The organism is Candidatus Thiopontia autotrophica (assembly GCA_014384675.1).
Taxonomy (GTDB): domain Bacteria; phylum Pseudomonadota; class Gammaproteobacteria.
Window position 1 is genome coordinate 160,193 of record JACNFK010000034.1, and the last position, 13,472, is coordinate 173,664.

At 48.1% G+C, this 13,472-nt stretch carries 11 protein-coding genes; 1 reads left to right on the forward strand and 10 read right to left on the reverse strand.

Annotated features, from left to right (window positions below):
• Positions 1-19 precede the first annotated feature (19 nt).
• The 4 genes from purL to H8D24_07420 are packed head-to-tail and all read right to left on the reverse strand — an operon-like array spanning position 20 to position 6,733.
• Positions 20-3,892, reverse strand: coding sequence for a phosphoribosylformylglycinamidine synthase (purL, locus tag H8D24_07405; protein ID MBC8520215.1), 3,873 nt, complete (start codon positions 3,890-3,892; stop codon positions 20-22).
• Positions 3,893-3,914: 22 nt separating this feature from the next.
• A complete protein-coding gene (locus tag H8D24_07410) occupies positions 3,915-4,682 on the reverse strand; it encodes an MBL fold metallo-hydrolase (protein MBC8520216.1) in 768 nt (255 codons plus the stop codon).
• A gap of 3 nt (positions 4,683-4,685) precedes the next feature.
• On the reverse strand, positions 4,686-5,837 hold the full coding sequence (gene bamC, locus H8D24_07415) for an outer membrane protein assembly factor BamC (GenBank protein ID MBC8520217.1): 1,152 nt from the start codon (positions 5,835-5,837) through the stop codon (positions 4,686-4,688).
• Positions 5,838-5,848: 11 nt separating this feature from the next.
• A complete protein-coding gene (locus H8D24_07420; GenBank protein ID MBC8520218.1) occupies positions 5,849-6,733 on the reverse strand; it encodes a 4-hydroxy-tetrahydrodipicolinate synthase in 885 nt (294 codons plus the stop codon).
• A 90-nt stretch (positions 6,734-6,823) separates the two neighbouring features.
• On the opposite strand from H8D24_07420, the gene H8D24_07425 reads away from it, so the two are divergent.
• The gene (locus H8D24_07425) at positions 6,824-7,387 is read left to right on the forward strand and encodes a glycine cleavage system protein R (protein ID MBC8520219.1); all 564 of its coding nucleotides are present in this window, start codon (positions 6,824-6,826) and stop codon (positions 7,385-7,387) included.
• Between the two features lie 48 nt (positions 7,388-7,435).
• Here the strand turns inward: H8D24_07425 and H8D24_07430 are convergent, their stop codons facing one another.
• From H8D24_07430 to gcvPA, 6 genes are all read right to left on the reverse strand, one after another.
• Positions 7,436-8,500 carry an AI-2E family transporter gene (locus tag H8D24_07430; GenBank protein MBC8520220.1) on the reverse strand — a complete coding sequence of 355 codons (1,065 nt, stop codon included), beginning with the start codon at positions 8,498-8,500 and terminating at the stop codon, positions 7,436-7,438.
• Positions 8,493-8,852, reverse strand: coding sequence for a hypothetical protein (locus H8D24_07435; protein MBC8520221.1), 360 nt, complete (start codon positions 8,850-8,852; stop codon positions 8,493-8,495). Before H8D24_07435 ends, H8D24_07430 begins: the two co-directional genes overlap by 8 nt.
• Positions 8,853-8,871: 19 nt before the next feature.
• Positions 8,872-9,786, reverse strand: coding sequence for a LysR family transcriptional regulator (locus tag H8D24_07440; protein MBC8520222.1), 915 nt, complete (start codon positions 9,784-9,786; stop codon positions 8,872-8,874).
• Between the two features lie 124 nt (positions 9,787-9,910).
• On the reverse strand, positions 9,911-10,843 hold the full coding sequence (locus tag H8D24_07445) for a carbohydrate kinase family protein (protein ID MBC8520223.1): 933 nt from the start codon (positions 10,841-10,843) through the stop codon (positions 9,911-9,913).
• 17 nt (positions 10,844-10,860) lie between these two features.
• Positions 10,861-12,333, reverse strand: coding sequence for an aminomethyl-transferring glycine dehydrogenase subunit GcvPB (gene gcvPB / locus H8D24_07450; protein MBC8520224.1), 1,473 nt, complete (start codon positions 12,331-12,333; stop codon positions 10,861-10,863).
• On the reverse strand, positions 12,333-13,472 hold a 1,140-nt coding region (gcvPA, locus tag H8D24_07455; GenBank protein ID MBC8520225.1), incomplete at its 5' end, for an aminomethyl-transferring glycine dehydrogenase subunit GcvPA. The genes gcvPA and gcvPB, both read right to left, overlap by 1 nt.

The window sequence follows — 13,472 nt, forward strand, 5'->3', positions numbered from 1 at the left end:
CTGACAAGAGAAGACAAAATCAATCTACCCAAACCCTGGCATTACGGAACATGCGCATCCATGGTGCATCCTCATTCCATCCATCAGGGCGCCACGAATATTGGACGCCTCGGAAAACTCGTTCTGGATGAGGCATCATGATGGTAAAACGTCCATCATCAGTTGTATAACCGGTCTCTCCATTGACAGAACCATTAGGATTAAGCGGGTAATTTTCTGTCGGGTTGCCTGTATGGTCTATGTAACGCATTGCAAGTTGCGCCTTACTGCCATGGTCACCAGAGAATTCCACCCTGCCTTCACCATGGGCCACAGCAATTGGAATTCTGGCTCCGGCCATCCCCTGCAAAAAGATCGATGGAGATTCCACCACCTCAACCAGCGACAATCGGCCTTCAAATTGTTCGGAGAGATTCCTCACAAAACGTGGCCAATGGTCAGCACCAGGTATCAGTTCGTGTAGCACCGACATCATCTGACAGCCATTACATACACCAAGCCCAAAGGTATCCTTGCGCTCAAAGAATTTTGCAAATGAATCCCGTACACGACCATTGAATAGTATGGACTTTGCCCACCCCTCGCCAGCACCGAGAACATCTCCATAAGAGAACCCACCACAGGCCACTACCCCACGGAAATCATTAAGATCAACCCGCCCTTCAAGCAGATCACTCATATGGACATCCTGACAATCAAAACCGGCCCGATCAAAGGCAGCAGCCATCTCCACCTGACCATTTACACCCTGCTCACGCAGAATTGCCATCGACGGTCTAACCCCACGCTTGATATATGGTGCTGCAATATCAGCATCGATCTCAAACGAGACAACAGCCGACATTCCCGGATCCTTCACATCCAGCAGACGATCATACTCCTGGTCTGCACAATCCGAGTTGTCACGCAGTCGCTGAATCTGCCAACTAGTCTCTGACCATGCACGCTGCAGGTCAACACGACTCTCATCAACAATAATATCTCCCTGATTGCGTACAGTAATTCTGTCATTATCAGACAGTGTGCCAAGCACATGGGTATGGCTGAATAGACCATAATCACGCAGTTTCTGTTGTACAACCTCCAGATCAGAGTGTCTGATCTGTATTACTGCTCCCAGCTCTTCATTAAAGAGTGCTGCAGAGGGATCACCATCAAGATCATCGATCAACAGTGATAACCCTGTATGGCCAGCAAATGCCATCTCACACAGTGTAGTAAAGAGACCGCCATCTGAACGATCATGATAGGCGAGGATCTGTCCGTCCTCATTCATTTCCTGGATCAGTCCAAAGAAATGACGCATGGCACCAGGATCATTCAGATCTGGCGCATGGTGCCCCACTTGCTTGTATACCTGGGCTAATGCAGACCCTCCAAGACGACTCTTTCCCTTTCCAAGATCAATCAACAAGAGATCACTGTCTCCTGCATCAGTGATTAATTGCGGGGTTAACGTCTTTCTAATGTCCGCACACGGAGCAAAAGCACAGGCGATCAGTGAGATTGGTGCAGTAACAGAGCGCTTCTCGCCATCCTCTTCCCAGACACTCTTCATCGACATGGAGTCCTTGCCAACTGGAACCGAGATATCAAGTTGCTGACATAGTTCAGATACAGCCTTCACCGTATCGAACAGTGCCGCATCTTCACCCGGATGACCTGCTGGGGCCATCCAGTTTGCAGACAATCTAATCTGATCTATTGAACCTATTCTGCTTGCAGCAATATTTGTCAGTGCCTCGCCAACAGCCATACGACCTGAAGCAGCCGGATGGATGAGTGCTGTTGGAGCAGATTCACCAAGCGCCGTAGTCTCACCCGTGTAACTGTTGTAACTGGTTGCAGTTACAGCAACATCAGCCACAGGCACCTGCCATGGACCCACCATCTGATCTCTTGCAACCAATCCGGTAACAGTACGATCACCGATAGTAACAAGGAATGACTTGTTGGCCACCGTTGGCAGACGCAACACCCTGTAGATCGCCTCATGCAAATCAATCTTGTCAGTCTCAAATTCCAGCTTATGGAATGGCTTGTGGTGAACCTCACGCAACATCTTCGGAGGTTTGCCAAATAACACGTCCATAGGCAGATCTATCGGCGTGTTATCAAAGTGGCCATCCCCCATAACAAGTTTCTGCTCTCTGGTGGCCTCACCAATTACTGCATACGGGCATCTCTCACGCTCACAGAGCGCACGAAACTGCTCCATACGTGATGTATCTATGGCAAGAATATAGCGCTCTTGCGCCTCATTACACCAGATCTCCAGAGGAGACATTCCAGGCTCATCATTAAGCACCATTCGCAACTCAAAACGGCCTCCGCGCCCACAATCGTTAACAATCTCCGGCACTGCATTTGATAGTCCGCCTGCCCCCACATCATGAATGGAGACAATAGGATTTTCATTCATCTGCCAACAGCGATCAATCACCTCCTGACATCGACGCTCCATCTCAGGATTGCCTCGTTGCACAGAGGCAAAGTCCAGGCTCTCTGAACTACTGCCACTAGTCATGGATGAGGCAGCTCCACCGCCCAGACCGATCAACATTGCCGGGCCACCCAGAACTACTATCTGTGTACCAGGTGGAATTTCATTTTTCTCTACATCCTTACGCCTGATGTTGCCCATGCCACCAGCCAACATTATCGGTTTGTGATAACCACGCACCTCATCACCTTCCGCTCCCGCCACCTTCTCTTCAAAGGTTCTAAAATAACCATGAATGGCTGGACGCCCAAATTCATTGTTGAATGCGGCCGCCCCAATTGGAGCTTCCAACATGATATCCAGCGCAGATACAATTCTTGATGGCTTACCGTAATCCTTCTCCCAAGGCTGCTCGGCACCAGGAATCCTCAGGTTTGAGACAGAGTATCCAGAGAGGCCTGCCTTTGGTTTAGAGCCACGCCCTGTGGCACCACCATCCCTGATCTCACCACCTGCACCTGTTGCAGCCCCTGGAAATGGGGATATTGCAGTTGGATGGTTATGAGTCTCAGCCTTATAAACAATATCGATCTGCTCCTCTGTTGTGCCATAACGAGACCGATCTCCCTGCGGGAAAAATCTACCACCACCAAATCCTTCGATAACCGCGGCATTATCCTTATATGCAGAGAGCACGCCTTCCGGGTTATTCCTGTGGGTATCACGAATCATGCCAAACAGAGTTTCATCACGCTGTTCGCCATCAATAATCCAGTCTGCATTAAAAATCTTGTGGCGACAGTGTTCCGAGTTTGCCTGGGCAAACATCATCAACTCAACATCATTTGGATTGCGCCCCATCGCCTCGAAGTTTTCCACCAGATAATCAATCTCATCATCTGCCAAGGCGAGCCCCAGAGAGTTATTGGCCTCTTCCAGAGCAACTTTCCCCCCACCAAGAATATCAACACTCATTACCGGTGCTGGCTCGGCAGTGGTAAAGAGAGCCTCTGCATCAGACTCATCATCCAGCACTGTTTCAGTCATCCTGTCATGTATCAGGGAAAACAGCTTGGCCTCATTATCCAAATCCAGACTACCCTCAATCTCCACCCCCCATTCAACTCCACGCTCAATCCTGTGCACATCATTCAGGCCACAGTTGTTGGCAATGTCGGTAGCCTTACTGGCCCATGGAGATATGGTTCCCAGACGGGGCACAACAATAAGCCTTCTACCTCTCAATGAGGTCTCATCATGTGATGGCCCATACTCCAGCAACTTCTCCAGAACAGTCTGCTGCTCTTCAGTCAACGTTGAGTACAGATCAACAAAATGGAGCCACCGGGTTGTAATTCCTTTTACCGCCGGCAGCTCTCTGGAGAATAGTTCTTCCATCTTTCCCAGTCTGAACCGAGAAAGTGCCGGACCACCCTTTATGACTAACATGCAATTACCCTTTTATCATTAATCAAACTATCTCTCTCCAACCCAGCCCATCCTTTTGGCTAGCAATTGAGATCCATTTTTTTTCACAACCCAAGGCACCACTAACTGCGGAAACCGCCTTCTCTTCACAATTATTCTGCTCGCTCAAGTGCATTACAACAAGATGCTGCAGTGAAGATGTATCTATCTCATGCAGCAACATTGCCGCCTGCTGATTACTCAAGTGTCCAAGCCTCCCCATAACCCTTTTCTTTAATGAATATGGATATGGGCCTATAGCCAACATATCAGGATCATAATTGCACTCAAGCAACAGCGCATCACATCCATCAAGCTGTCTTTCTATGTGAGAAGAGACCTCCCCTGTATCAGTCAACAGACCAACCCTTTGCTTCCCATTAGAGAAGGTAAACTGGATCGGCTCCTCTGCATCATGTGACACATGGAATGGGGAAACCTCTATGGCACCAATAGAGAACCTTTCAAACCCACCAATAACTCTGACTGAATCAAACAGACCATGTCTACGCTCAGCCTCCGCTGCAGTACCAGACGTCATCCATACCGGACATCCTGTTTTTTTGGCTAACCGCCTGACACCACCAAGATGATCACCATGCTCATGCGTAACCAGGATCGCATCAATCTCATCGAGAGCTTTTCCCAACCGCTGCAGACGAATCTCAGTCTGTTTCAGTGAGAACCCACAATCAACAAGAATTGTGGTCTCTTCTGTTTCAAACAGTGTCCCATTACCCTTGCTGCCACTTCCCAGAGAGGCAAATCGCATAAACTACTTCAGCTGTTCATGCAGCAAGGTCAGTATTCGTCTGGCTGTTCCAGAATTATCTATCTGCCCGTCAGAAGTCATGACAACAATCCGACTCACCTCTTCATGGGACTCGATACGAATCTGGTACTCACCCTCTTCAGGCTGATCCTCACCACCCCAGAACTTGAGCTTATCCAAAATTCCATCCTGTTCATTATCCTTGAATGGATCTATATAACGAACATAGTAGATTCCTTTGGAACGATCTCGATCCTCAACCGTAAATCCAACTCGGTCCAGCGCATGACCTGTACGTCTCCAGGTCCGAGGGAACCCCTCCTTGACCAATACAAACTTCTCGCCATCAGCAGAATCGACTATACGAGCGCGTTCAACTATACCCTTGCCTTCCAGACCGGCCAGAGCAGTATTAGCCCTGGTTGCCTCCATTCCCAGGAAGGACATAATTCTGCTCAGCAGCTCTGCCTCCAACTCTGCCATTGCTGGATGGGGTTGCCAGACAAAAGAGTCCCCTGATGCAACCTCTTCCATGCGGCGATGACTCAGATATAGCTCTGTAACCCCCTCCTGATCAGTACGTTCCAGTCGGATTCTGAATTTATCACGTGTCCCTGTTGAGTAGAGCATATCTAACGCTTTGCCAAGGATATTACGAATTGGCCCTTCCTTAATCTCTGCACGATTCTCTGCCCAATCGGTCTCCATGATTCCTATTCTTGGATCCTCTCGCTCAATTATGAACCCATTCTTCAACCAAAACTCACGCAGTTTAGACCACAACTGCTCCGGAGTTGCGTTGATCACCAGCCAGCGTTGGTCGCCATCCTTGACCACCCTGATCTCTTTCTGTACCGGCATAACATCCTGCGAGTTCTCCAGCAGCCCCCCAACGCCACCATCAGACTCATAACTCTTGAGTGAGGCAACACCTCCTGGAACCTGGTAAAGATCCTGCATTGTTGAGGTGGTCAAGTCCGGTGGAATTTCGAGTGGCTTTGTCTCTACTGCACTCTCATAACTGAGCTCTTTCTTGTAAGCCTTGTATTTGTCTACAGTATTATCCACTGTGCTGCAGGAGATCAGCGAGAGTGCCCCTAGCAAAATTGCGGCTCCAGGGAGGAGGCCTCTACGATTCATAATTGTTATTTTCATAATTTATCTGGTTACTTTTCTTGATTCACTTCGGCAGCACCTATTGCATCCTTGATAGCAGATCGATACATCTCTGATAGTGGAGTCAAAGGCAGACGTATACCCTCTGCAATCATCCCCATCTCATATAGAGCCCACTTTACCGGAATTGGATTTGCCTCGAGGAAAAGATCGCGATGAAGAAGTTTCAGGGGCTCATTTATTGCGTGCGCCTTTTCACTATCTCCAGCCATTGCCGCCACACACATCTCATGCATCTGTCGTGGTGCCACATTGGCAGTTACCGAGATGGTTCCATGACCACCCTGGAGGATGAAATCGGTACAGGTAGAATCGTCTCCACTATAGATCTCGAACCCATCCTCACTAAGAGAATGAATCGGCTCAATCCTTTCAAGATCACCGGTTGCCTCCTTTACCCCAATAATATTTGGAACTTTTGAAAGCCTGCCAATAGTCTCCGGAAGCATGTCACAGGCTGTACGCCCAGGCACATTGTAGAGAATCTGTGGAATATCAACTGCCTCGGCAACTGCCTTATAGTGCAGATAGAGCCCTTCCTGGGTCGGCTTGTTGTAGTAAGGTGTCACCAGAAGAGCGGCATTGGCACCCTGCTCTTTTGCGCACCTGGTCAGATCGATGGCCTCTTGGGTTGAGTTGGCTCCAGTACCTGCGATAACTGGCACACGACCATTCGATATCCGGATAACTCGCTTAATCACCTCACAATGCTCACTCTCATTCAGAGTAGCTGACTCCCCGGTTGTGCCCATAGCAACAATGGCATCTGTTCCATTCTTGACATGAAACTCAACCAGCTGATCCAGTGCCTCCCAATCCAATCCACCATCAGGGTGCATCGGTGTAACCAGCGCAACCATACTTCCTTGAAACATCGATATTACTCTCTTCTATAAAATGTTTTTCTCTGAACTGTAAATGGTACTTCTGCAAAGGTGCAGTGACAAGATATACTCTCCAATACTATGGAAAAGAAATCACCCACCAATCCCTCACAAACAGTGACTGATAACCTTGTTATCACTGCAATCGGCAAAGATCGCCCAGGAATCATCAATGAGCTCTCCAGAATTGTACTGGAACAGAAGGGCAATGTTGTTGACAGCAGAATGACGGTGCTTGGCGGTGAGTTTGCCATCCTGTTACTGGTCTCCGGGAAATGGGACACTATTGCGCGCCTGGAGGCCACACTGCCAAAATTCCAGGAAAAACTTGAACTCACAATTCTTACCAAGCGAACATCTGATCGCCCCATCAAACATGAACACCTCCCTTACCACGTTGAGGTTATCTCGATTGATCATCCAGGAATCGTCTACAAAGTGGCTGACTTCTTCTCCTCACGGCAGATAAATGTAGAGGAGATGAACACCAGTAGCCACCATGCGCCCCATACAGGAACACCAATGTTTGTATTAAATATGGTTTTGGGAGTCCCAAGAAAAGAGTCAATAACCCAGCTGAGGGAAAACTTTCTCGACTTCTGTGACTCACAAAATCTTGATGGCATGCTCGAGCCTATCAAGTAAGGAAGATCCAATTACGCTTTTTCAGAGGTTCCGTAGCAAGTGAAAAATTTACTGGACAGCCTTCTCCTCCAGAGTCGGCCACGCTGAAATAACCGCTTTAACCAGGGTCGCCAGAGGAATAGCAAAAAATACCCCCCAGAACCCCCAGACTCCCCCAAAAAAGAGTACTGCAACAATAATTGCTACCGGATGCAGATTAACCACCTCAGAGAACAGCAGCGGTACCAGCACATTCCCATCCAGAGCCTGGATAACCCCGTAAACCAGCATTATGGTTCCGAACTCTCCACCCCACCCAAACTGGTAGAAGGCCACTGCAGCCACCGGGATGGTGACAACTGTTGCTCCAACAAATGGCACCAGTACCGAGAGGCCAACCAGAACACCAAGCAGCAGGGAGTACTGAAGGTTCACCACAACAAACGCGATATAGGTTGCACCTCCTACAATCAACATCTCCCAGAATTTACCTCGTATATAATTGCCAATCTGCAGATCCACCTCACTCCAGACCCGCTCTGCCAATGAGCGATCATTCGGCAGAAATGCAGTTACCCATGAAAAAAGTTCTTTTTTATCCTTGAGCATAAAGAAAACCAACAGCGGAATCAGTACCAGATAGATCAGCATGGTTATGATTCCCGGGATATATCCAAGACTTTTCGCAAGCGCCTGCTGTGCAAACTCTGTCATGGAACGGCTGGCAGCATTGGCAATCTCGGTCACCTGCTCAACACTTACAAGTGTCGGATAACTCTCAGGCAGCTGGGAGAGCATATCTCTGCCTGTCTGCACCATTGCCGGTACAGCAGAAAGAAATTGTGTTATCTGGCTGGACAGCAGTGGCAACATGACAACCACCAGAAAAACCATAAAGGCAATAAAGAACAGATAAATCAGCCAAATAGAAAGTGATTTATTTGTCCCACGATGCTGTAGCTGTTCAATTGGCGTGTCCATCAGATAAGCCAGAACAATGGCCACCAGAACGGGGCCCAATATCTGTCCAAATAGAATTACTACCGCAAAAACAGTAGCTAACAGAATTAGCAGAATAACCAACTGTGGGTTGGAGAGTTGACGCTGAAACCAGCTTGAAAAGATATTATTCATCAATATATATCTGATAGTGCGACTGGAAAATCTCCTCCAGCTCATCAATCACCTCGGCTGCCTCACGCCCACTCACCAAATGAGCACTCATCAGATCAGCACTCTGTTTTAATAGTTTATCGTGATTCAACATGGGGTAAGTCTCTGATAATCGTCGGATTGCCATAACAACCCTCTCATTTTTCGGTCGCAGCAGACCCTGTGGGTTCTCTTTTGCGGCTGCCTCCACCACTTCTCCTGATTTCACCCCATCTCCATCATGATGGAGAAAAGTCGCATACCTTAATAGTGCATTACGGTCATCACCACTTAATGCAGAAAATATCTTCCGCAACTGATCAAACGCATCCATCTTTTGATTCAGGGTTTCCTTAACTCAATTCGTCTACCTTGTATGCATCACAATACTCTTTGGCAAATTCCAGTAGCTCATCCATAGCTCGAAGTCTGAACTTCTGCTTCTGATGCACAAAGGAGAATGGGCGAATCATATGAGGATCAAGGTGAATCATCTTGACTGTACCCAACTGCAACTCCTTCTGTATTGATGCCTTGGAGATAATGGTAATTCCGATTCCCGACTCAACAGCACCCTTGATCGCCTCTGGACTACCAAGCTCCATAATGACATTGAGATCAGATGGATTAACTCCAGCCCCTGTCAGATAGTCATGAATCACCTCTCGTGTTCCAGAACCCTCCTCTCGCCATATATATGGGTACTCCTTAAGCTGCTCTATCTTTATAGACTCTTTACTGGACAGCGGATGATCAGGAGGAACAATCAACACCAGCTCATCCTCACGACAGAGGTCAAGCTGTAGCTTCTTATTGGATACCGGGGCCTCTACAATTCCCAGGTCAATTACATTGTTCTCAATCATGGAGACCACACTATCAGTATTTCCAACCTTCAGACGAATCGTAACCGACGGGTGCTTCTCATGAAATCTTCCCAACATGTTAGGTACCATATACTCGGCAATAGTGGTGCTCGCCCCCACAATCAATACACCACTTACCTCTCCGGTCATCTCACGTACTGCATTGTCCATCTCACCATAGAGGTCCAAAATTCTCTCTGCGTACTCAAAGACTCTACCGCCAGCCTCTGTAAGAGTTATTCGATTATGGGTACGATCAAACAGACGGGTATTAAAATAGTCTTCCAGCTGTCTCACCTGAAAAGTGACCGCTGGTTGCGTCATGTGTAGTGACTCTGCAGCTTTTGTGAAGCTGAGCATGCGAGCCACAGTGTGAAAAACTTGTAATCTACGATCTGCCATAATCCTTTCCCAAAATTTCCCCCCTTGGAGAACCTTCCTGATAAAAAGACTTTATAACATAAAAAAGATCAATACTCCAATAGGGAACATAGTGGTATACCGCAACGTTAAAACATAGAGTTACTCAGAACTCCTCATTAAAGGCCTCACGATATGACTCCTTGAACTCCTCCATTGTAAAATGGTGATTCTGGGTGCCATGAGTACCTATCTTTATAGAGCCTAGAAGTGAGGCAATCTGGCCAGTTATCTTCCACTCCATGTCATTGAGCAGACCAAATAGCAGCCCTGCGCGAAAAGCATCACCACAACCTGTTGGATCAAGCGTATGTTCAACAGAAACCGCTGGAATATCAATACGATGCCCACCAGCGTAGATAATCGACCCCTCTCCCCCACGGGTGACAATCAGCGCATTCACACGCTCTGCAATCTCTACCGCACTCAATCCGGTACGCTCCTGCATCAAGGCAGACTCATAATCATTTACCGCAATCCATGTGGCTTGATCAATAAATTGAATAAGGTCCTCCTTGCCAAACATCGGTAGCCCCTGACCAGGGTCAAAAATAAATGGAATATCTGCCTCTGCAAACTGAGCGGCATGCTCCACCATTCCTTCACGACCATCAGGTGAGACAATCCCCAGAGAGACCCCCTCAATATCAGAGACAGAGTTAAGGTGTGAAGAATTCATGGCACCGGGATGAAATGCAGTTATCTGGTTATCATCCATATCTGTGGTTATAAATGCCTGAGCAGTATAATTATTTGTGATTTCCTGCAATCCACTAGTGGCAATACCAAACTTCTCCATCCATTCACGATAGGGGGCAAAATCAATGCCGACAGTTGCCATTGGGATCGGTTTTTCACCCAACAAATTGAGGTTGTAGGCGATATTGCCAGCCGTTCCTCCAAACTCCCGTCTCATCTCAGGAACCAGAAAAGACACATTTAACATGTGAACCTTATCCGGAAGAATATGATTCTTGAATTTATCCGGAAAAACCATTATCTGATCAAATGCATATGAACCACATATAAGTGCTGTCATTTTCTGCTAATTCCTTATTACTGTTTATACCAATTCAAATCCAACTCTCTTGCTGCACGCACATCATCCAGGCGCCTTACCGGTAGCGTCCAGGGGGCGCCCTTTACCTGATCCGGAGACTCTTTCGCCTCTCGCAGAATCTGCGCCATTACATCCACAAATGCATCCAGTGTCGCCTTGTCTTCAGTCTCTGTTGGCTCAATCAAGAGACACTCTGGAATCAGCAAAGGAAAATATGTGGTTGGGGCATGGTGCCCATAATCCAGCAGACGCTTGGCAAAATCCATGGCAGATATACCAAGCTCCTTTGCCTCTCTCTTCAGAGTAACAATAAACTCATGAGTTGCTCGTCGCTCAGGAATAGCCAGAGTAAAACCAGCCTGCTCCATCTTCTTCATCAGATAGTTGGCATTCAAAACTGAATAGTCTGCAACTCGTTCCATACCATCTGTGCCCAACATCCTTGCATAGATGTATGCGCGCAACAGTATTCCTACATTGCCACTCCACGCAGAGAGGCGTCCAATACTCTCAGGGCGATCCTGCTCCTCCATCCACCCAAACTCTGGTGGCTGATCTGGAGAATCACCATCGATCTTCTTGACCATAGGGATGGGAAGATATGGGGCGAGTCGCCTGTTTGCAACCACAGGCCCTGCACCTGGCCCACCACCTCCGTGAGGGGTTGAAAAGGTCTTGTGAACATTAATATGGATAACATCAAATCCCATATCACCGGGACGGGTCTTACCAAGAATTGCGTTCAGATTAGCGCCATCATAGTAGAGCAACCCTCCAGCCTTATGCATGATGTCAGCAATCTCTTCAATCCTGCGCTCGAACACTCCAAGAGTTGATGGATTGGTCAGCATAATTCCAGCTGTCTGCGGCCCAACCACCTCACGCAGCGCATCCACATCCACATCGCCGGACTCATTGGTTGCAATCTCTCTTACCTTATAACCACACATAACCGCAGAGGCAGGATTTGTACCGTGTGCCGCATCAGGGACAAGAATCTCACTTCTTGCATCATCTCCCCGTGCATCGTGGTAGGCACGGATCATGGCAACCCCGGCAAACTCACCCTGAGCCCCTGCGGCTGGAGTCAATGATGCAGCCTCCATACCGGTTACACTCTGAAGTATCTCCTGTAACTCATATAGAGATGCCATTACCCCCTGCCCCAGAGCAGCATCACCTGCAGGGTGACGATTGAGGAAACCGGATTGCATTGCCAACGTATTGCAACCTCGAGGGTTGTACTTCATGGTACAAGAGCCCAGAGGATAAAAATTAGTATCAATCGAAAAGTTCTTCTGTGAAAGCCGGGTATAGTGGCGTACTGCCTGCAGCTCAGACACTTCTGGAAGATCAACTCTCTTCTCTCTCTTCAGCAAATCTGGAATATCAACCAGTGGCTTTTTCTGCTCACCAACATACTGTGCCCTGTTACTTCTACCAGACTCTGAGCGCTCAAAAATCAACATTAGATCTTCTCCCCTGCCAACACACTCTCCAGGGCTGTGGCAAAACGCTCTATTTCACTATTACTACGCAACTCTGTGGCACAAATTAACAACATATTCTTTCCCAATTCCGGGTAGTTTTCAGAGAGCTGGATTCCTCCCACAATATCCTGCCAAACCAGTGCTGCCAGCACCTCGCCAGCATCTCTTGGCAACTCGACAACCACCTCATGAAAGAATGGTGACGAGAAGTGTTGAGTCACCCCATCAATAGCTGTCAACCGCTCAACCATTTTGTGACTATTATGGTGTGATCCTGTAGCCATCTGCTCCAGCCCATCACTCCCCATTAAGCTCATGAAAATTGTGGAGGCTGTTACCATCAGCCCCTGATTAGTGCATATATTGGAGGTCGCCTTCGAGCGACGGATATGCTGCTCTCTGGCCTGCAGAGTCAAGGTAAATCCGGGATGATCTTCAAGATCACGAGTCTGTCCAACAAGACGTCCCGGCAACTGCCTAACCAGCGCCTTCGTACAACACAAAAAGCCAAGGAATGGGCCTCCGGAAGAGAGCGGAACACCAAGTGGCTGGCCCTCACCACAGACAATATCGGCCCCCTTCTCTCCCCATTCACCAGGTGGGCTAAGTACAGTAACTGCTATCGGATTAACACAACCAACCACCAACATGCCGTGTTTATGCGCCATATCAGTCAGACCATGTACATCCTCGAGTGTACCAAAGTAGCCAGGCAACGGGATAACCAGCGCCGCATAATCATCCCCCTCATCAATTTTCAGAGAGGCGGGGGCAAGCGCACCGGGCTTGGCATCATAGTCCAACTCAACCAACTCAATCCCTTGATGGCGCACCAATGTATCAACTACCTTTCTATAGGCTGGATTCACTGTTCTTGGCATCAAAATTCGTTTTGACTTTGAGCGACGATTTGCCCGTACCGCCATCAATACAGCCTCGGCCAGAGCTGATGCTCCATCATAGAGTGATGCATTCGAGACATCCATTGCCATCAGGCTGGATATCATTGACTGGTACTCATAAAGCATCTGCAAGGTACCCTGGCTTGCCTCAGCCTGATATGGGGTATAGGCAGTATAAAATTCACCACGTGTTGCAAGTTCCCATACTGCAGCCGG